The 24,544-nt window shown below is 45.6% G+C and carries 26 protein-coding genes, 1 tRNA gene, 1 rRNA gene, 1 other RNA gene and 1 pseudogene; 23 read left to right on the forward strand and 7 right to left on the reverse strand.

All coding sequences use genetic code 11. The annotated features are described in order from the left end of the window. Positions 1-161: 161 nt before the first annotated feature. The 3 genes from ACVC7T_RS10190 to ACVC7T_RS10200 form a co-directional block, all read right to left on the reverse strand. Positions 162-234: transfer RNA gene (locus tag ACVC7T_RS10190), tRNA-Lys, on the reverse strand. A 7-nt stretch (positions 235-241) separates the two neighbouring features. After that, positions 242-435: non-coding RNA, 6S RNA (gene ssrS / locus ACVC7T_RS10195), on the reverse strand. A 71-nt stretch (positions 436-506) separates the two neighbouring features. Continuing rightward, entirely contained in the window at positions 507-1,790 is a 1,284-nt protein-coding gene (locus tag ACVC7T_RS10200) for a replication-associated recombination protein A (RefSeq protein WP_447262901.1), read from the reverse strand. 73 nt (positions 1,791-1,863) lie between these two features. Between ACVC7T_RS10200 and ACVC7T_RS10205 the strand changes: the two genes are divergently transcribed. The 7 genes from ACVC7T_RS10205 to ACVC7T_RS10235 all read left to right on the forward strand — a co-directional run bounded on the left by ACVC7T_RS10205 (position 1,864) and on the right by ACVC7T_RS10235 (position 5,988). Continuing rightward, a complete protein-coding gene (locus ACVC7T_RS10205; protein WP_447262902.1) occupies positions 1,864-2,334 on the forward strand; it encodes a DUF3013 family protein in 471 nt (156 codons plus the stop codon). Positions 2,335-2,337: 3 nt separating this feature from the next. Beyond that, positions 2,338-2,772, forward strand: a complete 435-nt coding sequence (locus ACVC7T_RS10210; protein ID WP_447262903.1) for a GTP pyrophosphokinase — start codon at positions 2,338-2,340, stop codon at positions 2,770-2,772. Beyond that, positions 2,769-3,722, forward strand: coding sequence for a 50S ribosomal protein L11 methyltransferase (prmA, locus tag ACVC7T_RS10215; RefSeq protein ID WP_447262904.1), 954 nt, complete (start codon positions 2,769-2,771; stop codon positions 3,720-3,722). Before ACVC7T_RS10210 ends, prmA begins: the two co-directional genes overlap by 4 nt. A gap of 1 nt (position 3,723) precedes the next feature. After that, positions 3,724-4,470 carry a 16S rRNA (uracil(1498)-N(3))-methyltransferase gene (locus ACVC7T_RS10220; protein ID WP_447262905.1) on the forward strand — a complete coding sequence of 249 codons (747 nt, stop codon included), beginning with the start codon at positions 3,724-3,726 and terminating at the stop codon, positions 4,468-4,470. A gap of 3 nt (positions 4,471-4,473) precedes the next feature. Next, positions 4,474-5,190, forward strand: coding sequence for a DUF554 domain-containing protein (locus tag ACVC7T_RS10225; RefSeq protein WP_105160500.1), 717 nt, complete (start codon positions 4,474-4,476; stop codon positions 5,188-5,190). Between the two features lie 122 nt (positions 5,191-5,312). Then, positions 5,313-5,486, forward strand: a complete 174-nt coding sequence (locus ACVC7T_RS10230) for a hypothetical protein (protein ID WP_161943047.1) — start codon at positions 5,313-5,315, stop codon at positions 5,484-5,486. Position 5,487: 1 nt separating this feature from the next. Further along, positions 5,488-5,988 carry a hypothetical protein gene (locus ACVC7T_RS10235; RefSeq protein ID WP_105160499.1) on the forward strand — a complete coding sequence of 167 codons (501 nt, stop codon included), beginning with the start codon at positions 5,488-5,490 and terminating at the stop codon, positions 5,986-5,988. A gap of 38 nt (positions 5,989-6,026) precedes the next feature. On the opposite strand, the gene ACVC7T_RS10240 is transcribed toward ACVC7T_RS10235, so the two are convergent. Continuing rightward, a complete protein-coding gene (locus tag ACVC7T_RS10240) occupies positions 6,027-6,176 on the reverse strand; it encodes a hypothetical protein (RefSeq protein ID WP_161498038.1) in 150 nt (49 codons plus the stop codon). Positions 6,177-6,216: 40 nt separating this feature from the next. Next, a complete protein-coding gene (locus ACVC7T_RS10245; RefSeq protein WP_447262906.1) occupies positions 6,217-8,634 on the reverse strand; it encodes a bifunctional 2',3'-cyclic-nucleotide 2'-phosphodiesterase/3'-nucleotidase in 2,418 nt (805 codons plus the stop codon). Positions 8,635-8,891: 257 nt separating this feature from the next. On the opposite strand from ACVC7T_RS10245, the gene ACVC7T_RS10250 reads away from it, so the two are divergent. The 4 genes from ACVC7T_RS10250 to ACVC7T_RS10265 all read left to right on the forward strand — a co-directional run bounded on the left by ACVC7T_RS10250 (position 8,892) and on the right by ACVC7T_RS10265 (position 12,274). Further along, complete coding sequence (locus ACVC7T_RS10250) at positions 8,892-11,099, forward strand: RelA/SpoT family protein (protein WP_105111037.1); 2,208 nt, start codon at positions 8,892-8,894, stop codon at positions 11,097-11,099. Further along, positions 11,100-11,543 carry a D-aminoacyl-tRNA deacylase gene (gene dtd, locus ACVC7T_RS10255; protein ID WP_172059523.1) on the forward strand — a complete coding sequence of 148 codons (444 nt, stop codon included), beginning with the start codon at positions 11,100-11,102 and terminating at the stop codon, positions 11,541-11,543. 62 nt (positions 11,544-11,605) lie between these two features. Continuing rightward, positions 11,606-11,791, forward strand: coding sequence for a hypothetical protein (locus ACVC7T_RS10260; RefSeq protein ID WP_172059522.1), 186 nt, complete (start codon positions 11,606-11,608; stop codon positions 11,789-11,791). A gap of 207 nt (positions 11,792-11,998) precedes the next feature. Continuing rightward, positions 11,999-12,274, forward strand: a complete 276-nt coding sequence (locus ACVC7T_RS10265) for a hypothetical protein (protein ID WP_105111034.1) — start codon at positions 11,999-12,001, stop codon at positions 12,272-12,274. A 12-nt stretch (positions 12,275-12,286) separates the two neighbouring features. On the opposite strand, the gene ACVC7T_RS10270 is transcribed toward ACVC7T_RS10265, so the two are convergent. Beyond that, positions 12,287-12,946, reverse strand: a complete 660-nt coding sequence (locus ACVC7T_RS10270) for a metal-dependent transcriptional regulator (RefSeq protein WP_447262907.1) — start codon at positions 12,944-12,946, stop codon at positions 12,287-12,289. Between the two features lie 126 nt (positions 12,947-13,072). Between ACVC7T_RS10270 and ACVC7T_RS10275 the strand changes: the two genes are divergently transcribed. From ACVC7T_RS10275 to ACVC7T_RS10310, 8 genes are all read left to right on the forward strand, one after another. Beyond that, positions 13,073-13,996, forward strand: coding sequence for a metal ABC transporter solute-binding protein, Zn/Mn family (locus ACVC7T_RS10275; RefSeq protein ID WP_394732095.1), 924 nt, complete (start codon positions 13,073-13,075; stop codon positions 13,994-13,996). A gap of 14 nt (positions 13,997-14,010) precedes the next feature. Continuing rightward, entirely contained in the window at positions 14,011-14,775 is a 765-nt protein-coding gene (locus ACVC7T_RS10280) for a metal ABC transporter ATP-binding protein (protein WP_105160492.1), read from the forward strand. Then, positions 14,768-15,628: a metal ABC transporter permease gene (locus ACVC7T_RS10285; RefSeq protein WP_105122114.1), complete on the forward strand. Its 861-nt coding sequence runs from the start codon at positions 14,768-14,770 to the stop codon at positions 15,626-15,628. The genes ACVC7T_RS10280 and ACVC7T_RS10285 overlap by 8 nt, the downstream gene beginning before the upstream one ends. Further along, a complete protein-coding gene (locus tag ACVC7T_RS10290) occupies positions 15,621-16,448 on the forward strand; it encodes a metal ABC transporter permease (protein ID WP_447262908.1) in 828 nt (275 codons plus the stop codon). The genes ACVC7T_RS10285 and ACVC7T_RS10290 overlap by 8 nt, the downstream gene beginning before the upstream one ends. Positions 16,449-16,517: 69 nt before the next feature. Then, positions 16,518-18,410, forward strand: a complete 1,893-nt coding sequence (locus ACVC7T_RS10295; protein ID WP_105160491.1) for a M13-type metalloendopeptidase — start codon at positions 16,518-16,520, stop codon at positions 18,408-18,410. Between the two features lie 160 nt (positions 18,411-18,570). Next, a complete protein-coding gene (locus ACVC7T_RS10300) occupies positions 18,571-19,404 on the forward strand; it encodes a GIY-YIG nuclease family protein (RefSeq protein ID WP_105160490.1) in 834 nt (277 codons plus the stop codon). Between the two features lie 8 nt (positions 19,405-19,412). Next, positions 19,413-19,721 (forward strand): hypothetical protein, encoded by a 309-nt coding sequence (locus ACVC7T_RS10305; protein ID WP_105160489.1) that lies wholly within the window; start codon positions 19,413-19,415, stop codon positions 19,719-19,721. A 24-nt stretch (positions 19,722-19,745) separates the two neighbouring features. Then, the gene (locus tag ACVC7T_RS10310; protein WP_257104953.1) at positions 19,746-19,880 is read left to right on the forward strand and encodes a hypothetical protein; all 135 of its coding nucleotides are present in this window, start codon (positions 19,746-19,748) and stop codon (positions 19,878-19,880) included. A gap of 8 nt (positions 19,881-19,888) precedes the next feature. Here the strand turns inward: ACVC7T_RS10310 and ACVC7T_RS10315 are convergent. Further along, positions 19,889-20,126 (reverse strand): annotated as a pseudogene (locus ACVC7T_RS10315) (transposase); the annotation flags it as partial. A 304-nt stretch (positions 20,127-20,430) separates the two neighbouring features. Here ACVC7T_RS10315 and rpsL point away from each other — a divergent pair. From rpsL to ACVC7T_RS10335, 4 genes are all read left to right on the forward strand, one after another. Beyond that, positions 20,431-20,844, forward strand: coding sequence for a 30S ribosomal protein S12 (gene rpsL, locus ACVC7T_RS10320; RefSeq protein WP_002940030.1), 414 nt, complete (start codon positions 20,431-20,433; stop codon positions 20,842-20,844). 16 nt (positions 20,845-20,860) lie between these two features. Further along, on the forward strand, positions 20,861-21,331 hold the full coding sequence (gene rpsG, locus ACVC7T_RS10325) for a 30S ribosomal protein S7 (protein WP_002940031.1): 471 nt from the start codon (positions 20,861-20,863) through the stop codon (positions 21,329-21,331). 492 nt (positions 21,332-21,823) lie between these two features. Further along, positions 21,824-23,905: an elongation factor G gene (gene fusA / locus ACVC7T_RS10330; RefSeq protein ID WP_024419398.1), complete on the forward strand. Its 2,082-nt coding sequence runs from the start codon at positions 21,824-21,826 to the stop codon at positions 23,903-23,905. A 580-nt stretch (positions 23,906-24,485) separates the two neighbouring features. Further along, positions 24,486-24,544, forward strand: a 16S ribosomal RNA gene (locus tag ACVC7T_RS10335); the annotation flags it as partial.

Raw genomic sequence — 24,544 nt, forward strand, 5'->3', positions numbered from 1 at the left:
GGATTTAGGAACTTTACGAACTTTAAAAACAAGATATATATTGCTTTAAACATCAAAAATGAGAGAACGAATTTCGTCCTCTCTAGGTGTTAGCTTTTCATCTACCCACTACAGTTGACAAAGAGCCTTTCCAAGGCTCAAGGAGATGTTTCTCATCATGATCCTCCCTGTAGGGATCGAACCTACGACCCACGGATTAAGAGTCCGCTGCTCTGCCAGCTGAGCTAAGGAAGGGCAAAATAAAAATGCTGTATTGGTACCGGTTATTCATGAATTGTATTGATCCCGCACGCTAGAAGCAGGTGGGTGACGTGTTTCTGACTTAGTTGCTTCTGGGTGTACCAGCCTGCATACTGCCAAAAGATCTTTGTCTCCCTAGTAATACAAAAATAGTCGGTCAACACATAGGTATGAATTCGTATACCACAGCAGTTCTTATTTATGATTTAATATTACCACATTTTTTAAAAAAATCAAGAGAAAATCGGCAAAAAATGAAAACGTTATCAACTTTTTTTCTTGTTTTGTTTTAGCTGCTTGATTTTTTCTTGGGTCATGCCCAAGGCACGTTCATATTTGCCGGTGTCGTTGGCGTTGAAGTAGTCCGCAGTCAGTAACTTATCGGGCAGGTATTGCTGGTCCACCCATTTTTCAGGATAGGCATGGGGATACTGGTAGCCAATGGCATTTCCCAGCTCCTTACTGCCGGCATAGTGACCGTCCCGCAGATGATTTGGGATAGGCAGATGACCGTTTTTTCGCAAATCAGCCAGAGCTGCATCCATAGCCAGATAGGCAGAATTGGACTTGGGAGAAAGAGCCAAATCAATCACCACATTGGCAATCAAAATCCGTGCCTCTGGGAATCCGATTTTCTTGGCAGCTTCAAGTGCAGTCACCGTATGAATCTGAGCCTCTGGATTGGCCAAGCCGATGTCTTCATAGGCAATGACCGTCAAACGACGAGCAAGACTAGGCAAGTCTTCCGCTTCAATCAAGCGGGCAGCGTAGTGAAGGCTGGCATTGACATCGCTACCCCGAATGGATTTTTGCAGGGCGGAGAGAATGTCGTAGTGGGCATCACCGTTCTTGTCCATGCTGATGTAGGACTTTTGCAGGCTATTTTCCACGGCATCCAAGTCGATATGACGGCTACCGTCGTCACTTTCCTTGGTCGAAAGCACAGCCAGTTCTAGAGAATTGTAGGCAGCACGGAGGTCGCCATTGGTCGCATTTGCCAGAAAATCCAGAGTCTCAGGTTCAATGGTGACGGGGAAGTCAAAACCGCGTTCGCTGTCTGTCAAAGCCAACTCCAAGGCCTGTCGGATATGGCTGGTTTGCAAAGGTTGCAATTCAAAAATCTGCACCCGACTGCGAATGGCAGGCAGAATCGAGAAGAAGGGATTTTCCGTCGTTGCCCCAATCATGATGATATTGCCATTTTCCAAAAGAGGGAGCAGGAAGTCCTGCTTGGTCTTGTTGAGGCGATGGATTTCATCGAGCAGGAGAACCAGACCGCCAGAAAACTTAGCCTCTTCAGCGATTTCCTGCAGGCGTTTTTGGTTGTCGGTCGTGGCATTAAAGGTCCGAAAGGCATACTTGGTCGTGCCAGCAATTGCGGACGCAATCGAGGTCTTGCCAATTCCCGGCGGACCGTAGAGAATCATGGACGACAGCATATTGGCATCAATCATGCGGCGGATAATCTTTCCAGAACCGACCAGGTGTTCCTGACCGATTACTTCATCAATGGATTTGGGCCGCATACGAAGGGCGAGATTGGCTGGCATAGGCTTCCTTTCGTTTCTTTTGTTAGCTGATTATGGTACACTTATTATAACACAAAATCGAAAGAGGACTGACATGGCGAAACATGGCTTTTTAGATGTGCTGGAAGTGGCACTGGACAAACATTTTACCTACGATTATGAACTCAACTGGGACAAGAAAAACCATGCTGTTGAGTTGGCTTTTATCTTGGAAGCACAAAATACAGCTGGGATTGAAACGGTGGACGACGAAGGCAATGAGTCTTCTGAGGATATTTTCTTGGAGGAATATGTTCTTTTCTACAACCAGGACAAGTCTCGCTTTGACGAGGAAGATTACCTGGTCGCTCTGCCATTTGACGCCAAGAAGGGCTTTTCAGCAGAATTTCTGACCTACTTTGCAGGCTTTCTTAAGGACACCGCAGACCAAGGCCTAGATGACCTCATGGACTTTTTGGCGGACCCAGAAGCCCAAGAATTTGCGATTGCTTGGGATAGCGAGGTTTTTGAAAAAGGCAGAGCAGACTTGGTAGAGGGGGAATTTTACCCATATCCGAGGTATTAGGACATGAAGAGTGTAGAATGGGCTAGAGAACTGGCTAAAAAGGCACATGCTGGTCAGGTAGATAAGGCTGGTAGGCCGTATTTTGAACACCTAGAGGCTGTTGCCTCAAGTGTTCAAACTGAAGATGAAAAAAAGCTTGCTTATCTGCACGATATTGTAGAGGATACGGACTATGATTTAAAAGATTTGTATCACATAGGCTGTGAAAAATATATTCTTGTGGCAATTGACAGCTTGACCAAGAAAAAAGGGCAAGATTATACAGAGTATTTAAAAGGTGTCCGTTCAAATCCCTTAGCAAGAGTTGTAAAGTTGGCTGATTTAAAACACAACTCAGATCTAAGTAGACTTGAAAAAGTAACCCCAAAGGATTTAGAACGTTATGAAAAATATAAAAGAGCTATCGAATTTTTAGAATTTAAGGAACAACAAATATGAACTCATGGCAAGAATTAACGGTTCACGTGCATCGTGATGCAGAAGAGGCAGTTTCAAATCTCATGATTGAAACGGGCAGTCAGGGGGTGGCCATTAGCGACTCAGCTGACTATGTGGGGCAGGAGGACCGTTTCGGTGAACTCTATCCCGAGGTGGAGCAGTCGGATATGATTGCGATTACGGCTTACTATCCTGATACTGTGGATATTGAGGAAGTTAAGGCAGATTTGGCGACTCGCTTGGCGGATTTGACGGGCTTTGGCTTGGAAACGGGTCAGATCAGTCTAGAAAGTCAGGAATTGGCGGAGGAAGACTGGGCGGACAACTGGAAGAAATACTATGAGCCAGCTCGCATTACCCACGATTTGACCATTGTGCCGTCTTGGACCGACTATGAGGCGACTGTAGGTGAGAAGATTATCCGCTTGGATCCAGGCATGGCTTTCGGTACAGGAACTCACCCGACGACTAAGATGAGCCTTTTTGCTCTTTCTCAGGTCCTGCGTGGTGGCGAAACAGTCATCGATGTCGGCACAGGCTCAGGCGTTCTCTCTATTGCCAGTTCTCTCTTGGGTGCTAAGGAGATTTACGCTTATGACTTGGATGAAGTGGCGGTGCGTGTGGCTCAGGAAAACATTGATCTCAATGCCAATACTAGCAATATTCATGTCGCGGCAGGTGACTTGCTTCGTGGCGTTGATATTAAAGCAGAAGTTATCGTTGCCAACATCTTGGCGGATATTCTTATCCATCTGACAGAGGATGCCTACCGTCTGGTCAAGGACGAGGGCTACTTGATTATGAGCGGTATCATCGCGGATAAGTGGGACATGGTGCGAGCATCTGCGGAAGCGGCTGGCTTCTTCCTTGAGACTCACATGATGCAGGGCGAGTGGAATTGCTGCGTCTTCAAGAAAACAGCTGACCGCTCAGGTGTGATTGGAGGCTAGGATGCAGCAGTATTTTGTCAATGGCAGAGCACCGCAGGGCCTTTTCCAGATTAGCGATAAAGACACTGCCAAGCACATGTTTTCTGTTATGCGCTTGCAGTCAGACGACCAGATTGTCCTTGTTTTTGACGACGGCATCAAACGCTTGGCGCGCGTGGTAGATAGCCAGAACCAATCTGTTGAAATCATCGAAGAACTGGCAGACAATGTCGAATTACCTGTCTCCGTTACCATTGCCATGGGTTTTCCCAAGGGAGATAAGCTCGAATTTGTCGCCCAAAAGGCAACGGAGTTAGGCATGGCAGCTCTTTGGGCCTTTCCAGCGGACTGGTCTGTGGTCAAATGGGACGGTAAAAAACTGGCAAAAAAAGCAGAAAAGTTAGAAAAAATCGCCCAAGGCGCAGCCGAACAAAGTAAACGCAATCGCATTCCAGCTATTCGCTTATTTGAGAAAAAAGCGGCTTTCTTAGTCCAGTTGGCAGGCTTTGATCAGATTATCTTAGCCTACGAAGAGGCCGCCAAAGAAGGCGAACAAGCCAATCTAGTGAAAATCTTATCTGGCTTAGAAGTTGGCCAATCAGTCCTTGTCATCGTCGGTCCAGAAGGTGGTGTATCGCCTGAGGAAGTAGCCGCTTTTGAAAAAGCAGGAGCGGTCAAGACAGGTCTAGGTCCCCGTATTTTGCGAGCGGAGACGGCTCCCCTCTACGCCCTTTCTGCCATTAGCTACGCTACGGAATTGTTGAGGTAGTCTATGTTCGCTGTAGGTACGATTATCAATACCATCGCCATTGCCCTAGCAGGTGTGATAGGGTCTTGGTTTGGTCATTTACTCAAGGAACGCCATCAGTCCGGTCTAACCATGGCTAGCGGGATTGCTGTCTTATTTCTAGGAATTTCAGGTAGTTTAGAAGGACTGTTGACAGTAGTTGATGGTCAACTCAAAAGTCAAAATAGCATGCTTTTGGTCCTTAGTTTAGCCTTAGGGATTTTGATTGGGGAAGTGCTGCATATCGAAGGCTGGTTTGAAAGGCTGGGTGTTTGGCTCCGTGAAAAATCAGGAAACAGCCAAGATGGGCAATTCTTAGATGCTTTCCTGACAGCGTCATTGACCGTTTGTATCGGTGCCATGGCCATACTAGGAGCCATCCAAGATGGCTTGACGGGTGATTATCGTTTGTTGGCCGTTAAGAGTATTTTGGACTTTATTATCATTTTGATTATGACCTCTAGTCTGGGCAAGGGAGCTGGATTTTCAGCTGTACCGGTCTTTCTCTTTCAAGGTTCGCTGACAGTGCTAGCCCGCTTGATTGAGCCCTTGATGACAGAGCAGGCACTGAGCAATCTATCTATGGTCGGATCGGTCCTTATTTTCTGCGTCGGGGTCAATATCGTCTGGGACCGGAAAATTCGTGTGGCCAATATGTTGCCTGCGGTGCTGGTTGCCGTTGTCTGGGCTTATTTCCAATAAATTCATCACCATTTACATACAATTATTTGCCTTTTTCATACAAGTTTTGTTATAATACGGTTGAAAGTAGGTGATTCTATGCGTAAGTGGTTTTCCTTTTCTCTACTATGTGTTGCCAGTCTGTGCCTAGCTTCCTGTCGGATGAGCGTTTCTTTATAGTCGAGGCTTGGGTGGAAAATGGCAGAGCGACCATCTACTTCATTACTCCCAAGACGTTCGAGCAGACCGAGCTGGTGTTGGACTACTTTGTGGCCCAGTGGCCCTGGCAGCCAGTCGAAGAGTTGGGAGGAAACTGATATGAGATGGAAATCGTGGTATCTGAACCTGTTACTGGTGGCAGGTTTGGCCTTTCTGCTGTGGCGACAGGCAGAGGTTATCCCAGGAACTAACTATAAAATCTTGTCCGACCTGGTCTTACAGGACCGGGAGACAGGGGTCATCTATACTTTTGAAAATCTGGAAGTTAGGACCGCCTTTGTGTCCGGAATCGAGGAAGACCAAGCGGTTTTAGAAAAAAACTTTGAAACGAGAGAAATGGGTGAGGATCTGGTGGATAAGGTCTATGGTGGCGAGGAGGGGCAGATGATGGAGTGGACCGAAAGCAAGGGCTTTGGTTGGAATTGGTTCAGCTCAACGATATCCTATCCCGTGCCTGCTGGGGAATACGGGATCATTCGCTTGGAAACACGCTATAAAAACGAGACCTACCGTCTGGAGCAAGAGGGCAAACTTCTTGGTACCTATACAGTGAAAACTCCACAAGAAGAGTACCTCGTCCCTATCTATACGACATCATAAAAAGCAAGTCCAATCGGGCTTGCTATCTTTCTAAATCCTTAGTCGTCATCTCCAAATGTATCGCGATACATTTTGTCAATTAGTGCTCTACGTTTGTACTCAGTTTGTTCCTCTGTGTGAGGGTGGAGTTTAACCAGCAACCAACCTACAACAAGGAATACCCCAACAGTAGTAATAATTTCAGCCATTATCTTTTTAACTTCCTTTTCCTTATCTAATCAATCAGGTTTAATCTTCCCTGCGTTTAGCAGCCAGTCCTGCTAATCCTGCAAGTCCGATACCAATTAAGCTGAGCACAGAAGTCGCATCGCCTGTGTTTGGCAATGTTTTCACTCCTGGAGCTGGTGTGGTCTCGACAGGTTTGTCAGCTGGCAAGGTAATTTTCTGACCAGATGAAAGGGTGATGACTTGGCCACCAGCATTTGCTTGACCAGGCTTGATTGGTTTTTGTGGTTTTGGATTAGGTGTTTGAGGAGTTGGGATGATAATGTCAATGGTTGGAGGAGTCGCAGATTCTGGTTTAGGCTCAGTGTAGAGGAAGCGGTAAACGCCCATGCCGTTGACTCCGTCACCTACAAATTCTTCAATATATTCCACATCTTCCAACTTCTCTGCAGCAATCAAATCCTTAGCAGAGTTTGATGTACGGAAACGAAGGTCTAGGCCCTTGATAGTATCCGCAAAACGCCAGTTGCTATCGGCAGAAGGGTTGATATTTTTCTCTTCTAGGATATAGTTGATGATTACTTGGCGGTTTTCCAGGTTGAGCAGGCGGTTGACCGTCGCATTTTTCACACCAGGGAAAGTACCACTAGCGCGGTAGTTATTGGTCGCTACCATGAATTCCATGTCATCCGTCACAGGCTGACCATTGTACTTGAGGTCACGGACACGGCTAGCATCTTTATTGACAAGCTTACCGCTGGTATCGTATTTGTTTGGCTGGGTAATATCGTAGGTATAGGTTACACCGTCGATAACATCGAAGTTATAGTTACGGAAGTTGATGTTGAGCAACTCCTGAGGCTTTTTGTTGTTTCGGTCCACTTGGTTGAATTGACCAGCAGACATTTCCAACCATTCTTTCAGGTCAGCACCAGTGATTTTCAGAATAGCAGTGACATTATCATAAAGATAGAGGTCGGCTACGTTTTTGATAGCAATGGAACCAGCTGGAATGTCTGTGTAGTTGTCGCCCTCAGAAATACCGCGACCACCAGCCTTGAACGGAGCTGCTGCAGAAAGGAGTGGCAACTTGCCTTCCTCTGTGCCAGCCAATTCTTTTTCCAAGTACCAGAGCTGAGCCTTGTTGACAATCTGAACAGACGGGTCATCTTTTACTAGGGAGAAGTAGCTGTGAATGCGGGAGCTGGTTTCACCAACTTTTTCATTGACATAAGTAACTGTCGCATCGTGAGCCTCTTTCGCAAGGGCAAGGATTTCTGGGTCAGCCACAGGAGACTTGGTATCAATCTTGCGGATTTGTCCCTTGCCGTCTACCACATTCCACTTGCCGTCGGTGTAGGTCACCTTGAGGTCAATGATGCCCAGGTGGTCACCGTATTTACCTGCCATGGTCACTGGAGTGCCGTTAATGGTGCCGTTCACATCATCAACACCAGCGTATTGGGCATAGAAACCAGGCTTTTCAGGGTTCATGGTTGGGAAGAGGGCATGAGAATGTCCAGTCACAACCGCATCGACACCGTCGATCCCTGCGATATGGTAGCCCACGTTTTCTTCGCCAACTTCGTAAGTATCATCACCGATACCAGAGTGGGAAAGAACCAGAACGATGTCTGCACCAGCTTGCTTGATAACGGGCACAATTTCTTTCACAGCTTGGACGGCATCGTTGACCACTACCTTGCCTTCTAGGTTTGCCTTGTCCCAATTGAGAATCTGAGGCGGAACAATACCGGTAATACCGATGTTGAGGTTGACAGGGCGACCAGTTGTGTCGGTAAAGGTCTTGGTCACCAATTCGTAGGTTTTAAAGACAGGTTGGAGGGATTTTGCATCCACTACGTTGGCATTGACCACCGGAAGGCTGGTTGAAGCCAATACAGTATGAAGGAAGTCCAAGCCGTAGTTAAATTCATGGTTACCCAGTGTTGATGCGTCAAAATCAAGCTCTTCCAGAGCAGCGTACATAGGGTGTTTTTCGCCAGTCTCAACAGGGTCAACGATAGCCTTGTAGGTGCCCAGTGGTGTGCCTTGGATCAGGTCTCCATTGTCGACCGTAACGGTGTTTGGATTTTCAGCGCGTGCCTCTTCGATGAGGACAGCTGTCTTGGCCAAGCCAAGGTTTTGTGACTCCTTGTCCTGGTAGTAATCGTAGTTGACCAGGTTGGTGTGGAGGTCGGTTGTAGACAGGATGCGGACATCGACCGTCTGGCCTTCTACTGGAGGGGCAACTTCTGTTGTGGTCGTTGTGATTGGTTCAGCAGTGAGGACAGGCTGACTAGTATCTCCCCCAGTTCCCCCAGTTCCCTCAGTTGGTGCTGGTGCTGGTACAGTTTCGTTTGTCACCGTTGGTTGACTTGCTGGTGTTGTTACCTCTTCAGCCTGGACCAATTGTGCGCTACTAGTTGCCAAGACTGCCAAGGTCAAGGCTGTAGCCGATTTACTAAAAGGAAATTTCATAAGAAATCCTCTACTTTCTATTAAAGTGTGTAAGAAACATTATACAGGTTCAGAAGGATTTTTTCAACCGTTTTCGGAACAATGAATTAAAAAATAAGAACAAAACAACCATGTAATCGCTTGATAAACAAACATTAACTTTTAAATTAAGAAAATAATTCGTTCGTTTGTGGCGGACAGTTAGGAATGTATCTGATTTCTTCCTCTTTTCCTATGAAAATGGTAAAATAATAGGAAATAGCTAGGGAGAGAAGTAAATGAAAGAAGTCAATTATACAGGAGAGGAAGTCGTTGCCCTAACAGCCACTTATTTGCCAGAAGAGGATGTTACTTTTGTCAAAAAGGCTTTGGATTTCGCGACAGAGGCTCACAAGCCACAATTTCGCAAGTCCGGTGAGCCCTACATTCTCCATCCTATACAGGTGGCAGGTATCTTGGCAGGTCTAAAGCTGGATGCGGTAACGGTTGCCTGCGGTTTTTTGCATGATGTGGTGGAGGATACAGACATTACCCTGGACCAGATGGAGGCAGAATTTGGCCCTGAGGTTCGTCACATCGTCGGCGGTGTGACCAAGCTGGGCAAGGTAGAATACAAGTCCCATGAAGAGCAGTTGGCTGAAAACCACCGCAATATGCTGATTGCCATGTCTCAGGATATGCGGGTTATCCTGGTCAAACTGGCTGACCGCCTTCATAATATGCGGACCCTCAAGCATCTCCGACCAGACAAGCGGGAGCGGATTTCACGTGAAACAATGGAAATATATGCTCCTCTTGCCCACCGTCTGGGGATTTCCTCTGTCAAGTGGGAGCTGGAGGATATGTCCTTCCGATACCTCAATGAAGTGGAGTTCTATAAGATTACCCACATGATGCGAGAGAAACGTCGGGAGAGGGAGGCTCTGGTCACAGAAGTAGTGGACAAACTGCGTGAGTACACGGAGGAGCGCCACCTTCATGGGCAGATTTATGGCCGGCCAAAGCATATTTACTCTATTTACCGCAAGATGCACGACAAGAAAAAGCGGTTTGACGAGCTCTACGACTTGACGGCCATTCGCTGCATTATGGACACACCGAGCGATGTTTATGCCATGCTGGGCTATATTCATGAATTGTGGAAGCCCATGCCAGGTCGGTTCAAGGACTACATTGCCAGCCCCAAGGCCAATGGCTACCAGTCCATCCACACCACAGTTTACGGACCAAAAGGCCCTATCGAGTTTCAGATTCGGACAGTGGAAATGCACCAGGTTGCAGAGTACGGGGTTGCGGCTCACTGGGCCTACAAGCGTGGTGGCAAGGCAACTGCTTCTGAAAAAGAGCTGCGTTGGATCAACAACCTGATTGAACTTCAAGAAGGGGCAGGAGATGCCCAATCCTTCGTTGATTCGGTCAAAGAGGACATTTTCACCGAGCGTATTTACGTTTTCACGCCAGATGGTGCTGTGCGTGAGTTGCCAAAGGATTCTGTACCGATTGACTTCGCCTATGAGATTCATACCAAGGTCGGTGAGCGAGCAACAGGTGCCAAGGTCAACGGCCGCATGGTGCCTCTGACGACCAAGCTTAAGACAGGCGACCAGGTGGAAATCATCACCTCTGCCAACTCTTTCGGCCCAAGTCGTGACTGGGTCAACATCGTCAAGACCCACAAGGCTCGTAACCGGATCAAGCAGTTCTTCAAAAACCAAGACAAGGAACTATCTGTTTCCAAGGGTCGAGAGATGATTCAGGCCTTGCTGTTGGAAAATGGCTACGCTCCAAATCAGTATTTGGACAGAAAGCACATGGATGCCGTTTTGCAGAAGGCCAGCTACAAGACGGATGAGGCCCTCTTTGCCGCAGTTGGTTTCGGTGAGGTTTCGGCTATCTCTGTTTTCAATCGCCTGACGGAGAAAGAGCGTAAGGAGGCTGAGCGCGCCAAAGCCAAGGCTGTCGCGGACGAATTGGTCAACGGTGGCGAAGTCAAGCATGATAATAAGAAAGACAGTCTCAAAATCCGTCACGAGGGTGGTGTGGTTATCGAGGGGGCATCCGGTCTCCTCATCCGGATTGCCAAGTGCTGTAATCCGGTACCTGGTGATGAGATTGTCGGCTACATTACCAAGGGGCGTGGGGTAGCTGTCCACCGGGTGGATTGTATGAACCTCAAGAGCCAGGACAATGTGGAGCAACGACTGATTGATGTCGGTTGGGAAGAGGATGATAATTCAACCAAGGAATACATGGCCAATATCGACATTTATGGGCTCAATCGCTCTGGTCTGCTCAACGATGTCCTCAAGGTCTTGACCAATGCTAGCAAGAACATTTCCTCGGTCAATGCCCAGCCAACCAAGGATATGAAGTTTGCGACCATCCACGTTTCCTTTGGTATTTCCAACCTGGCAACCTTGACCAGTCTGGTGGACAAGATTAAGTCGGTGCCAGAAGTTTACTCAGTGAAAAGGACCAATGGATAGATGAAAATTGTATTACAACGTGTATCACAGGCCAGTGTGACCATCGAAGGAAGTATTCATGGGCAAATTGATCAGGGACTTTTGCTCCTAGTAGGTGTGGGGCCAGATGACAGCCAGGACGATCTAGATTATGCTGTTCGCAAAATTGTTAATATGCGGATATTTTCCGATGAGAATGGCAAGATGAACAAGTCTGTCCAAGATGTGGCGGGCAAGATTTTATCCATTTCCCAATTTACTCTCTTTGCGGATACAAAAAAAGGTAATCGCCCTGCCTTTACAGGAGCGGCAGCTCCTGCCCTAGCCAGCCAACTCTATGATGCCTTTAACCAGGCTCTGTCAGCCTATGTACCGGTTGAAGTGGGCGTTTTTGGGGCGGACATGGCGGTCAGTCTAGTCAATGATGGTCCGGTGACCATTGTGTTAGATACCAAAAATCGCTAGTCGTCTATACTTTTTGTGTCTGTTTTGATATACTAAGAGTGAATTAGATGTGGAGGTGTGCCATGAAAAACTTACTGACCAATCATTTTTTCTACCTAGTGGTAGCATTTACCTTGATTTTGGTGATTTACTTTAGTGGAATTGACAAACGCTGGATTATTCTGGCAAGTTTTCTCTATTTCATTCCTTCGCAGATTTTATACCGTCGTCGCCTTAAAGAGCGACTCCAAGAAAACCAGTCCGAGTAGGCTGGTTTTTTCGACAGTGTTGGTTTAGTCATTTGAATTAGCTTTGATGCATCGTCACTTTCGACTTGCCGTACTCTAGTACAGCCTGCGCCTCAGTTCCTTGTCTGAAAGCCCTTCATTCGACTATTATTTGAAAACAATGTGCTATAATAATCTTGTCACAAAGTGCTAGTGTATGTTTTGAAGATAGGATGAGGGAGCAGAAATATGAGAAAATTTTTTCAAGACCTTAATCAAGAGTATCTGGAAACCAGAAGTTCAGTTGGAGAAGATTGGCTGGAGTGGATTATCCAGAGAAAGATGACCTGGGGCATGCGGTGGGGCTTGGTAGGGATTCTCATGTTTGTCTTGCAGCCTTTAACCTATAACCCTCACTTTCTATTGGGCTGTTTTTATATAGGTTTCCTACTTGGGTTAGTGTATGTATGTGGGCAACTGTTTTTGGCAGCCAAATCTATTTTCCGTAATGTGAGAAAAAAATAATCGCTCAGCTTATTAGGTTGGGCGATTTTGCTTTTCTACGAATAATTCTTGGGCGATGGCTGTAGGGATAGCCAGTTCTTTGTCCTTGTACTGGATGGTGATGGTCTGGGCAAACTGGTCGAAGGCTGTCACAAGTAGTTGATCGCCGACAGCTAACTCATGTTGTTCCAGGTATTGGAGAAGCTGGTAGAAGTCATGGATACGAACCAGTTGGTAGGAGCCGGTTTCTGTCAGCTGAGACAGTCGGGTCTGGTAGCGTTCCACAAGCAACTGGTTTTCTTTAGGAATACTGCCACCGTGTGGGCAGGTTGGGGGATAGCCCAGCAGTTTGTCCAGTTGGTTGATAAAATGGTCTGAAACGGTGTGTTCTAAAATTTCAGCTTCTTCATGGACTTGCTCAGGGGAATAGCCCAGCTGCTCGACCAAAAAGACTTCTATCAGGCGGTGCTTGCGGTAGAGGTTGGCTACCATTTCCAAGGCGACTTGGCTGAGGATGTAACCTGCTGCTTTATCTTTTTCAATCAGCTCTTCCGTTACCATTTTTTTCAGCATTTCGGAAACGGCTGGGGCGGAAAAATTCATCTTTTCAGCAATCTGCTTATTGGTGATTTTTTGTTCAGTCTGCCCTAGTTCATAGATGACTTTCAGGTAATCTTCTTTGTTTGGTGTCATAGTCTCTCACTTTCTAGTAAGAATAGTATACCAAAATTTTATAAAAATCATTGACAGAAAGAATTTTTTAATATATATTAAAACTAAAGTTAAGTATACCTAATTATTTAAAAAGGAGAACCTATCATGAAAAAACTATTTCTCAGTTTGGCTCTGCTATTGTCCCTTATCGGACTAGGAGCCTGTCGTTCAACGCAAAGCCCAGAGGCTTCCAGCAAGCCGCGAGTAGCGGTCACGACCTCTTTCCTCAATGACATGGTCTACCAGCTGGCAGGAGATGAGGTGGAGCGGGATCTACTAATTCCAGCGGGGGAAGACCCGCATCTCTATGTTGCCAAGACCAGCGACCTGTCTAAACTGCAGAAAGCAGATCTTGTTCTCTACCACGGTTTGCACTTTGAAGGTAAAATGGTTGAAGCTTTGGAGAAGACCGGAGTAGCTGTTTCTAAAAACTTTAATGCAAAAGACTTGAATACGATGGATGAGGATGGAGAAGAGATTGTCGATCCGCACTTCTGGTTTTCAATTCCCCTCTATAAATCAGCGGTAGCGGTAGCTTCTGAGGAGTTGCAAAAACTTCTTCCGGAAAAAGCAGAGCTGATTCAGAAAAATACGGAAAATTATCTAGCTCAGTTGGGTGACTTGCATACTTGGATTGAAAAAGAGTTGAGTGTTCTGCCTGCTGAGAGCCGTTACCTAGTCACCCCTCATGATGCCTTTAACTACTTCGCAGCCAGCTATGACTTTACTCTCTATGCACCGCAGGGCATTAGCACCGAGTCTGAAGTTGCCAACAGCGATATGATTGAAACGGTCAATATGATTTTAGAACATGGTATCAAGGCTATCTTCACCGAGTCAACAACCAGTCCAGAACGCATGGAAAAATTGCAGGAAGCTGTCAAGGCCAAGGGTGGTCAGGTAGCGATTGTAAGCGGTGAAGGCAAGGAGCTATTCTCAGATTCCCTAGCGCCAGAAGGGGAAGAGGGAGCAACATTTATCGATATGTACAAGCATAATGTCCAGTTAATTGTGGAGCATTTGCAGTAAGAAAGGTTGGAAGAATGGAAGAAATACTGAGAGTTGAAGACTTGTCCTTGCACTATGGTGCAGGACAGGTCAAGGCTCTAGATCAGGTCAGTTTTCAGCTACCAAAGGGTTGTCGTGCGGCTTTGGTCGGACCAAATGGTGCAGGGAAATCGAGCTTGTTTAAGGCGATTTTGGGATTGGAGAAGGGGGTAAGTGGCAAGGTTTCACTACTGGGTCAGTCAGAGAAACTGGACCAAGTTATTCAAAAAAATGTTGCCTATATTCCCCAAGCCAGCCAGGTCAACTGGCAGTTCCCTGCAAGGGTTCTGGATATTGTCCTGATGGGACGGTTTGCCCATACCAGTGGTTTCTTCCGTCGACCAAGTTCCTTAGATAAGGAACAGGCAGAGCAGGCTCTGGAAGAGATGAAGATTAGTGATTTACGCAATCGGCAGATTGACCAGCTATCTGGAGGTCAGCGGCAACGAGTCTTTCTAGCTAGGGCCTTGGCTCAGGAAGCTGAAATCTACATGATGGACGAGCCTTTGGCTGGGATTGATCAGGTGACAGAGCAAGTCATCATGGACTGTTTGAAGAAGTTCCAGCAAGAAGGCAAGACCTCCCTGGTTATCCACCATGACCTTTTGACCTTGGAAAAGTATTTTGATTATGTCCTCTGGCTCAATGGTCGTTTGGTGGCAGAGGGGGCTATGGATCAGGTGGATTTGCTGCAAGCCTATCAGGCTGCCTTTGGTCAGGAACCAGCCTTGTTTCTAAAGGAGGGGCTCGGTCATGCTTGATCTCTTGCAGGACTATTCTTTTTGGACGGTAGCTCTGGGAACCCTTGTTTTAGCCTTGGCGGCTAGCCAAATCGGGACCATTAGCGTCTTGACCAGGCAGAGTTTAATCGGAGATAGCTTGGGGCATGCGGCCTATCCAGGTATCATCCTGTCCTATATGGTCTTTCAATCGCGTCACCCCCTGCTCCTCTTGATTGGAGCGGTGGCTTCGGGTTACCTGTCCTATGGTCTGGTCAGCTGGCTCTGTCGAGGAGGACGGACCAGTCGGGTCAATGCCTTGGCACTGGTTTCAGCGGCTTTTTTTGGACTGGGCTTGGTTCTCAAGCAGTATGTTCAGGGCAATGCGGCCTTTCAAGGAGCTGCCCAGGCAGGCTTGGAAAACTATGTTTTTGGTCAGGCTGCCTTTATGCAGCTGGATGATGTCGTACTCATTTGCTTGGTAGCCTTGCTAGCCTTGTTCCTATTTGGCTGGCACTACCAGTCGTTCAAGCTCTATCTGTTTGACAGACAATTTGCCAAGCTAGTGGGGATTCCTGTGGAAAAGATTGACCGTATGACTCTGTTTCTGATGATGAGTTTGATTGCGGTTGGCTTGAAGGTGGTTGGGGCTATCCTGATGAGTAGTTTCTTGATAGCACCGGCTGTCTTTGGCTTGCTTCTAGGAAAGTCCTATGACCAGACCTTGGCATTAGCAGCAGGAATTGCTGGATTTTCAGCCCTACTTGGAAGTTATGTGAGTTCAGTGGTGACAGGGTTATCGACTGGGCCGGCTATTATTGTTTGCTTGAGTTTGTCCTCTTTGGTGGCTTTTGCTTATGTGACCTATATCAGAAAGGAGAATGCAGGTGCTTGAGGTCTTATTGATTTTACTGGCTGTCGGTTCTTCTTGTGGCTTGATTGGGTCTGTCCTGGTGGTGCGCAATCAGGCCATGCTGGCAGATGCCTTGTCCCACTCGGTTCTGTTGGGGATAGTACTGGGCTTCTTTGTCAGTCACAACCTTGATTCCCCCCTGCTCTTGTTTGGGGCGGCGGTTTTTGGTCTACTGACAGTTCTAGCGATTGAGGGGCTACACACTCGCAAGTTGGCTCAGGATGCGGCGACGGGCTTGCTCTTTACCTTTTTCTTTGCCCTAGCGGTTATTCTCATCTCCCTCTTTGCCCGTAATGTCCATCTGGACTTGGATATGGTTCTGATGGGCGAGGTGCTCTTTGCCCCTCTTAACAGGCTGGACCTATTTGGCCTGTCGCTACCCTTGGCCTTGGTCAAGTCCGTCGGGCTCTTGCTAGTCTTACTGGTCTTCTTTTTCTTGAACTTTCAAGCTCTGACCCTCTATCTCTTGGACAAGGAGCAGGCTAAACTCCAAGGGATTGCCACCAAAAGACTGGAGCTAGGGTTGATTTTTCTGGTTTCCTTGACAACGGTCTTGTCCTTTGAAGCGGTCGGCTCTATGGCGGTCATTATTTTCTTACTAGCACCCAGTATGGCGGCCTTACCTTGGTCAAAGCATTTCTGTCAGTTTTTAGTTTTGGGGCAATGCTGCGCCATTCTGATGATTGTTCTAGGCTTTGGTCTTGCCAGCTGGCTTGACCTGACCATGTCTGGAATCTGTTCGGTCATGGGTCTTCTGACAGTCTGCGTCAGCTTTTTCCTAAAAAATGCCCTAAAAATTTAGTTTGGCAAATGAAATTGTCAGACTTTTTTGTTATTATAGTAAGTAATCACACAAGCAAAGGAGAAAATAATGACACGTTTACAAGATGATTTTTACGAATACGTCAATGGTGAATGGGCAAAAACTGCCGTCATTCCAGATGATAAGCCAAGAACAGGTGGTTTCTCAGACCTGGCGGACGAGATTGAAAAGCTCATGATTGACACGACAAACGCTTGGTTGGCGGGAGAAAATGTCCCAGAAGATAGCGTTTTGCAAAACTTTGTAGCCTTCCACAAGCAAGTGGCTGACTATGAAACCCGTGACCGTTTGGGCGCAGAACCAGCACAAGCCTTGATTGCTGAGTACAAGGCTCTCAACTCTTTCGAAGAATTCACCAGCAAGCTGGCAGAATATGAGTTAGCAGGCAAGCCAAACCTGATGCCTTTCGGTGTGGCACCTGACTTTATGGACGCGACTACCAATGTCCTCTGGGCAGATTCTCTAGGCATTATCCTGCCAGATACGACCTACTATGAAGAAGGTCATGAAAAAGGGGCTGAATTGCTCAAGACTTGGCGTGAGAGCCAGGAAGCCCTCCTGCCTAAGTTTGGTTTCAGCGATGAGGAAATCAAGGAACTTCTAGATAAACGTTTGGAACTGGATGCCACGATTGCCAAGTATGTTCTGTCAAATGAAGAGGGGTCAGAGTACGCCAAACTTTACCACCCCTACGAGTGGGCAGATTTTACAGCCTTGGCACCAGAGTTGCCTTTGGATCATTTCTTCACAGCGATTTTAGGTCAAACACCAGACAAGATTATCGTGCCTGAGGAACGTTTCTGGCAGGCTGCCAAGGAAATTTACAGTGCGGATAATTGGGAGCTTTTGAAGGCGACCTTGATTTTGAAAGCAGCAGGAGCTTATACAGCCTTCCTGTCGGATGAAATCCGTATTCTAGCAGGAGCCTACAGCCGTGCGCTTTCTGGTACACCACAGGCTCAAAACCAAGAAAAAGCAGCCTACAATCTGGCACAAGGTTACTTTAACCAAGCCCTCGGTCTTTGGTATGCTGGAGAAAAATTCTCACCAGAAGCCAAGGCCGATGTGGAAGCAAAAGTCGCTAAGATGATTGAGGTCTACAAGTCTCGTTTGGAAACGGCAGACTGGTTGGCTCAGGAAACGCGTGACAAGGCCATTGTCAAACTCAATGTTATCAAGCCTTACATCGGCTACCCAGAAGCCTTGCCAGAGCGTTATTATAAGAAGATTGTTGACCCAAGCAAGTCCCTGGTGGAAAATGCCATCGAACTAAACAAGATTGACATTGCTCATGGTTGGAGCAAGTGGAACAAGCCTGTGGACATTAAGGAATGGGGCATGCCAGCTCACATGGTCAACGCCTACTATAACCCGCAGAAAAACTTGATTGTCTTCCCAGCAGCCATTTTGCAGGCGCCTTTCTACTCTCTGGAGCAGTCTTCATCAGCTAACTACGGCGGTATCGGTGCGGTTATTGCCCACGAGATTTCCCATGCCTTTGACTCAAACGGTGCTTCCTTTGATGAGCATGGTAGCCTTAATAACTGGTGGACAGAAGAAGACTATGCAGCTTTTGAAGCTCGTACTCAGCAGGTTATCGACCAGTTTGAAGGTCAGGATTCTTACGGTGCCAAAATCAATGGTAAGTTGACCGTGTCAGAAAACATTGCTGACCTTGGTGGGATTGCAGCGGCCTTGGAAGCAGCCAAGTCAGAAGATGACTTCTCCGCAGAGGAATTCTTCACTAACTTTGCTCGCATCTGGCGAATGAAGGCCCGTCCTGAGTTCATGCAGATGTTGGCTAGTGTCGATGTCCATGCACCAGGTCACCTACGCACCAACATCCAGTTGCCAAACTTCGATGAATTCCATGAAACATTTGGCGTTCAAGAAGGCGACGGCATGTGGCGTGCAAAAGAAGACCGTGTGATTATTTGGTAAAACAGAGAAACACCTAGTGTTTACGTGCACTAGGTGTTTTTTTATTCAACAAAGCTAGCTAATGTATCGTCTTTAAAGAGAAGAATTTGCCTTGATATACTACGTATACCAAGTATTGACTTACCAGTCAATACTTAACCCATAGGTAAAGGAGAAAATGATGAATACTTTAACCTTAAAAGATTTATTTCATTTTTCTGATGAAGACTTACCCAAAGTAAAGTTGCGTTTCCATGTCTGGGAAGGTAGTGTGGATTATACTAAATCCTACTATCTAGCGGACAAGGAACAAGTAAATAATTGGAATGTTTTTTACAATCCAGAAGGAAAAAACTATTTTCGTGTTGGAGAGATTGTGGTCAACTTTATTAAAGTCGGTCACAATAAATGGTTATTAACAACGGTGAAGGAAATAACAGACCAGCTATCTGTCACCTCTGGAAAGTCTTATGAAGGAAAGGTGCGGGAGGAGTTTGCTGCTTACTTCGATCGCCTGATTATTGATTTTAAAGTTGGGATTTCGACGGTACGCTATTTTGAGCGGTCTGCAAAGGACATCGTTATTCGAGAACTGCTTCCTACACCTTGGACAGGGGATGACTTTCCTGGTTATGATAATATCCGTCTATCTTATTACCAACTGGAGAGTATTTTCCGACTGCAAAAGCAGGATTGGTTAACAGCCCTTGGCAATCAAAAGGCCGTCTATTTATTGACAGATAGACAAACGGGCAAGAATTATGTTGGTTCTGCGACCAGTGATAGCGGCATGCTTTTGTCGCGCTGGCAATCCTATGTCAACAATGGTCACGGTGGAAATAAGGAACTCCGTCAGCTTGTCAAGGAGCAGGGATTTGACTATATCAAGGCCAATTTTCAATATAGCCTTCTGGAAAATTATAATGGAAAAGTAGATGACCATCACATCTTAGAGCGGGAGTCGTGGTGGAAAGAAACCTTGCGGTCAAGAGATTTTGGTTACAATGCCAACTAGGGGGCGAAATGAAGGTAAATAGAGTCATTTTTACACCACGTGTCTCATTTTCAGCTCAAGGGACCTTAAAATTTGTATTGAAAAGATGGCGTCCTGAGGGATTTTTTGTCAGAGAGTTAGGGAAAGGAAATGGTAACTGGACGATTTATCGCCCAGGAAAAATAGAGGTGGAGATAGACGATGATGGAGAGGTAATCTGCCTAGATGTTACACAACGAGTAAAAGAGTTGTATGGCCGAAAGCGTCTGACGGAGAAATTTGCTAAAGATATTGAATCTGACTTGCGAACAGGGAAATTATCTTTAGATGATTTGTAAATGAAACGAAGGGAGGTGTGTGCTATGCAAGAATGGATTGTAGTTGACCAATTTGGAAACCTTTATGCTGGACCATTTTTAGGACCAGAAGGAAAAAGATATGCGGAAGAATACGTTAAAAGTTTATATGGAAATTATCGTGTAGAACTCAAAAAATAATTTAATCTTAGCTCTTGCTGGGTATGGGCCTTTGGATGTGGTGTTAGAGGTCGATGGGATCGATTTTTCAGCGATTCTTTGGTTCCATCAAAACGCTTATTCCAGCGCATAAGAGAGGCTTTTGAAACTTTTGTATCGTCGACAGATGAAGGCGACAGAGGCACTATTTTGGTAGGTTTTAACAGCGTGGTAACGTGTTTCTAGAGTATGTGGTAAATAGCGAAGATTTTGTGATATACTAGTAATGAGAAGATTCCTTTTTGGTGAGTGGTGGTACTCTTATCATATCAGGGAATCTTCTTTTTGACTTCTAGAAGTCTCACATCTAGTCTCACATCTATTGTAACGCTACATTTGGACAAGAAAAAATAAAGCATATCTATTTGACACGGCTTCTCATCTATGGTATTATATTAGACGGTACTTTTTACTTTTGGTCTCTCAAGAGTGTACAGGGACGTGCTGACAAATGTTGCAAAAGTACACACGGATAGGGGTTGTCACCAATGCTCTATCACCAAAAATAAAAAATATATACAGGAGAATGTAGATGCCTACAATTAACCAGTTGGTACGTAAACCACGTAAGTCTAAAGTAGAAAAATCTAAATCACCAGCTTTGAACGTTGGTTACAACAGCCGTAAAAAAGTTCAAACAAATGTTTCATCACCACAAAAACGCGGTGTTGCAACTCGTGTCGGAACAATGACACCTAAAAAACCTAACTCAGCCCTTCGTAAATTCGCTCGTGTACGTTTGAGCAACCTTATCGAAGTTACTGCTTACATCCCAGGTATCGGTCACAACTTGCAAGAGCACAGCGTTGTTCTTCTTCGTGGTGGACGTGTAAAGGACCTTCCAGGGGTACGTTACCATATCGTTCGTGGTGCGCTTGATACTGCAGGTGTAAACGATCGTAAGCAAGGCCGTTCTAAATACGGTACTAAACGTCCAAAAGGCTAAGAAAGGGGAAATATAAATGAGTCGTAAAAATCAAGCGCCTAAGCGCGAAGTATTGCCAGATCCATTGTATAACTCAAAATTGGTCACTCGTTTGATCAACCGTGTTATGTTGGACGGTAAACGTGGTACTGCTGCATCAATCGTTTACGGTGCTTTTGACCAAATCAAAGAAGCAACTGGTAACGATGCACTTGAAGTATTTGAAACAGCAATGGAAAACATCATGCCTGTACTTGAAGTACGTGCACGTCGTGTTGGTGGTTCTAACTACCAAGTTCCAGTTGAAGTTCGTCCAGAGCGTCGTACAACACTTGGTCTTCGTTGGTTGGTAACAATCGCTCGTAACCGTGGTGAGCACACTATGATCGATCGCCTTGCGAAAGAAATCATGGATGCAGCAAACAACACAGGTGCAGCTGTTAAGAAACGTGAAGACACCCACAAAATGGCAGAAGCAAACCGCGCATTCGCACACTTCCGCTGGTAAGATAGGATATTTTAGCGTTAAACAAATTCTAGACAAAATAGGAAAATTGACGCAGAAACTTCAGTTTCTAGGAGATTTTATCTTTTTGGCAGACATTTGTAGCTAAAATTCAACTAAGATTAAGATACGAGGGCGTCAAGCAACTCCTAGACAAAATAGGGAAGCGAAGCAGATTGCTGCGCAATCAATGAGGTTCTCACCTAAAGGTAGCCCCATTTGTAATTGGCTAAAGCCAAAACAACTGCGTCTCTTTTTGTCAGTGAGTTGTAGCCCGAGTTCAATTAAGATGTGAGGGCGTTAAGTCAGTTCTATATAAATCGATTGAGATTATAGTACAAACTTCTCGTTCCAACATCACAAATCGGATTGAGGCTTGCCTCAACCACTTCACACCATTAGTAAGAAATCAAGCGGGTGGGACTTGCCCACTCGCTTTTCTTAAAATATGGTATAATCAGAATAGAAATCTAAAAATATAGGAGAACAAACCTCATGGCACGCGAATTTTCATTAGAAAAAACTCGTAATATCGGTATCATGGCGCACGTTGACGCGGGTAAAACAACGACAACTGAGCGTATTCTTTACTACACTGGTAAAATCCACAAAATCGGTGAAACTCACGAAGGTGCATCACAAATGGACTGGATGGAGCAAGAGCAAGAGCGTGGTATCACAATCACATCTGCTGCGACAACAGCTCAATGGAACAACCACCGTGTAAACATCATCGACACACCAGGACACGTGGACTTCACAATCGAAGTACAACGTTCACTTCGCGTTCTTGATGGTGCGGTAACCGTTCTTGACTCACAATCAGGTGTTGAACCACAAACTGAAACAGTTTGGCGTCAAGCAACTGAATACGGTGTTCCACGTATCGTATTTGCCAACAAAATGGATAAAATCGGTGCTGACTTCCTTTACTCAGTAAGCACACTTCATGAGCGTCTTCAAGCAAATGCTCACCCAATTCAATTGCCAATCGGTTCTGAAGATGAGTTCCGTGGTATCATCGACTTGATCAAGATGAAAGCTGAAATCTATACTAACGACCTTGGTACAGACATTCTTGAAGAAGATATTCCAGCTGAATACCTTGAGCAAGCTCAAGAATACCGTGAAAAATTGGTTGAAGCAGTTGCTGAAACTGATGAAGAATTGATGATGAAATACCTTGAAGGTGAAGAAATCACAAATGACGAATTGAAAGCTGCTATCCGTAAAGCAACTATCAACGTTGAATTCTTCCCAGTATTGTGTGGTTCTGCCTTCAAAAACAAAGGTGTTCAGTTGATGCTTGATGCAGTTATCGACTACCTTCCAAGCCCACTTGACATCCCTGCTATTAAAGGTGTTAACCCAGATACAGATGCTGAAGAAGAGCGTCATGCATCAGATGAAGAGCCATTTGCAGCTCTTGCCTTCAAGATCATGACTGACCCATTCGTAGGTCGTTTGACATTCTTCCGTGTTTACTCAGGTGTCCTTAACAGCGGTTCATACGTATTGAACACTTCTAAAGGTAAACGTGAGCGTATCGGACGTATCCTTCAAATGCACGCAAACAGCCGTCAAGAAATTGAAACTGTTTACGCTGGTGACATCGCCGCTGCGGTTGGTTTGAAAGACACTACAACTGGTGACTCATTGACAGATGAAAAAGCAAAAATCATCCTTGAGTCAATCCACGTTCCAGAACCAGTTATCCAATTGATGGTTGAGCCTAAGTCTAAAGCTGACCAAGACAAGATGGGTATTGCCCTTTCTAAATTGGCTGAAGAAGATCCAACATTCCGCGTTGAAACAAACGTTGAAACTGGTGAAACAGTTATCTCTGGTATGGGTGAGTTGCACTTGGATGTCCTTGTTGACCGTATGCGTCGTGAATTCAAGGTTGAAGCTAACGTAGGTGCTCCTCAAGTATCATACCGTGAAACATTCCGTGCTTCTACTCAAGCTCGTGGTTTCTTCAAACGCCAGTCTGGTGGTAAAGGTCAATTCGGTGATGTTTGGATCGAATTCACACCAAACGAAGAAGGTAAAGGTTTCGAGTTCGAGAACGCTATCGTCGGTGGTGTGGTTCCACGTGAATTCATCCCAGCGGTTGAAAAAGGTCTCGTAGAATCTATGGCTAACGGTGTTCTTGCTGGTTACCCAATCGTTGACGTTAAAGCGAAGCTTTATGATGGTTCATACCACGATGTCGACTCATCTGAAACAGCCTTCAAAGTGGCAGCATCTCTTGCCCTTAAAGAAGCGGCTAAATCAGCTCAACCAACTATCCTTGAGCCAATGATGCTTGTAACCATTACTGCACCAGAAGACAACCTTGGTGACGTTATGGGTCACGTTACTGCACGTCGTGGTCGTGTTGACGGTATGGAAGCTCGTGGTAACACACAAATCGTTCGTGCTTATGTGCCACTTGCTGAAATGTTCGGTTACGCAACTGTTCTTCGTTCAGCAACACAAGGTCGCGGTACTTTCATGATGGTATTTGACCACTACGAAGATGTACCAAAATCTGTACAAGACGAAATTATCAAGAAAAACGGTGGCAATGCATAATTGCTAACGAGGACGCCTTCAGGCGTCTTTTTTGTCTCTGTCAATTGTAGTGGGCTGATGAACAGCTACATTCACGAGAAGACCCTTGGTCTTCTTTTTTGCTTAAAACCCAATTTCCTTATTGACAATTGACTCTTTAGCTTAAAACCCAATTTCCTTATTGACAATTGACTCTTTAGCTTAAAACCCAATTTCCTTATTGACAATTGACTCTTTAGCTGATAGAATATCAAGCTATCATTTGAAGCATTTGTTGATCAGGCTTTTAGAACCTAGTCGATGAAAAATAATTTTAAAATTTTTGAAAAAAGCTATTGACAGTATTAGATATAGATGATAGAATAATGAAGTTGTCTCGCGAGGGACTGTTGGCGAAGTAGAAACGAAAAAAAGTTTCAAAAAGTAGTTGACAGGAAATCAGGGATGTGATATACTGATATAGTTGTCGCGAGAGACGACAAGACCTTTGAAAATTAAAGAAGACGAACCAAACGTGCAGGGTGATTTATAGAAATATAAATCGTCAATGACAAAAAAACAATAAACGGATAAGCCAGAGTGCTTAGTCGGACAAACTAATTTTAATGAGAGTTTGATCCTGGCTCAGGACGAACGCTGGCGGCGTGCCTAATACATGCA

The sequence above is a fragment of the Streptococcus sp. P25B114 genome (genome assembly GCF_053010325.1).

Excerpts from the sequence above, each read along its gene's own strand:
- prmA (WP_447262904.1), top strand. The coding sequence starts at position 2,769 with ATGAACTCATGGCAAGAATTAACGGTTCACGTGCATCGTGATGCAGAA.
- dtd (WP_172059523.1), top strand. The coding sequence starts at position 11,100 with ATGAAAATTGTATTACAACGTGTATCACAGGCCAGTGTGACCATCGAA.
- ACVC7T_RS10235 (WP_105160499.1), top strand. The coding sequence starts at position 5,488 with ATGAGATGGAAATCGTGGTATCTGAACCTGTTACTGGTGGCAGGTTTG.
- ACVC7T_RS10250 (WP_105111037.1), top strand. The coding sequence starts at position 8,892 with ATGAAAGAAGTCAATTATACAGGAGAGGAAGTCGTTGCCCTAACAGCC.
- ACVC7T_RS10305 (WP_105160489.1), top strand. The coding sequence starts at position 19,413 with ATGAAGGTAAATAGAGTCATTTTTACACCACGTGTCTCATTTTCAGCT.
- ACVC7T_RS10275 (WP_394732095.1), top strand. The coding sequence starts at position 13,073 with ATGAAAAAACTATTTCTCAGTTTGGCTCTGCTATTGTCCCTTATCGGA.
- ACVC7T_RS10260 (WP_172059522.1), top strand. The coding sequence starts at position 11,606 with ATGAAAAACTTACTGACCAATCATTTTTTCTACCTAGTGGTAGCATTT.
- ACVC7T_RS10205 (WP_447262902.1), top strand. The coding sequence starts at position 1,864 with ATGGCGAAACATGGCTTTTTAGATGTGCTGGAAGTGGCACTGGACAAA.
- ACVC7T_RS10200 (WP_447262901.1), bottom strand. The coding sequence starts at position 1,790 with ATGCCAGCCAATCTCGCCCTTCGTATGCGGCCCAAATCCATTGATGAA.
- rpsG (WP_002940031.1), top strand. The coding sequence starts at position 20,861 with ATGAGTCGTAAAAATCAAGCGCCTAAGCGCGAAGTATTGCCAGATCCA.
- ACVC7T_RS10310 (WP_257104953.1), top strand. The coding sequence starts at position 19,746 with ATGCAAGAATGGATTGTAGTTGACCAATTTGGAAACCTTTATGCTGGA.
- ACVC7T_RS10280 (WP_105160492.1), top strand. The coding sequence starts at position 14,011 with ATGGAAGAAATACTGAGAGTTGAAGACTTGTCCTTGCACTATGGTGCA.
- rpsL (WP_002940030.1), top strand. The coding sequence starts at position 20,431 with ATGCCTACAATTAACCAGTTGGTACGTAAACCACGTAAGTCTAAAGTA.
- ACVC7T_RS10240 (WP_161498038.1), bottom strand. The coding sequence starts at position 6,176 with ATGGCTGAAATTATTACTACTGTTGGGGTATTCCTTGTTGTAGGTTGG.
- ACVC7T_RS10270 (WP_447262907.1), bottom strand. The coding sequence starts at position 12,946 with ATGACACCAAACAAAGAAGATTACCTGAAAGTCATCTATGAACTAGGG.
- ACVC7T_RS10220 (WP_447262905.1), top strand. The coding sequence starts at position 3,724 with ATGCAGCAGTATTTTGTCAATGGCAGAGCACCGCAGGGCCTTTTCCAG.
- ACVC7T_RS10295 (WP_105160491.1), top strand. The coding sequence starts at position 16,518 with ATGACACGTTTACAAGATGATTTTTACGAATACGTCAATGGTGAATGG.
- ACVC7T_RS10285 (WP_105122114.1), top strand. The coding sequence starts at position 14,768 with ATGCTTGATCTCTTGCAGGACTATTCTTTTTGGACGGTAGCTCTGGGA.
- ACVC7T_RS10265 (WP_105111034.1), top strand. The coding sequence starts at position 11,999 with ATGAGAAAATTTTTTCAAGACCTTAATCAAGAGTATCTGGAAACCAGA.
- ACVC7T_RS10225 (WP_105160500.1), top strand. The coding sequence starts at position 4,474 with ATGTTCGCTGTAGGTACGATTATCAATACCATCGCCATTGCCCTAGCA.
- ACVC7T_RS10245 (WP_447262906.1), bottom strand. The coding sequence starts at position 8,634 with ATGAAATTTCCTTTTAGTAAATCGGCTACAGCCTTGACCTTGGCAGTC.
- fusA (WP_024419398.1), top strand. The coding sequence starts at position 21,824 with ATGGCACGCGAATTTTCATTAGAAAAAACTCGTAATATCGGTATCATG.
- ACVC7T_RS10300 (WP_105160490.1), top strand. The coding sequence starts at position 18,571 with ATGAATACTTTAACCTTAAAAGATTTATTTCATTTTTCTGATGAAGAC.
- ACVC7T_RS10210 (WP_447262903.1), top strand. The coding sequence starts at position 2,338 with ATGAAGAGTGTAGAATGGGCTAGAGAACTGGCTAAAAAGGCACATGCT.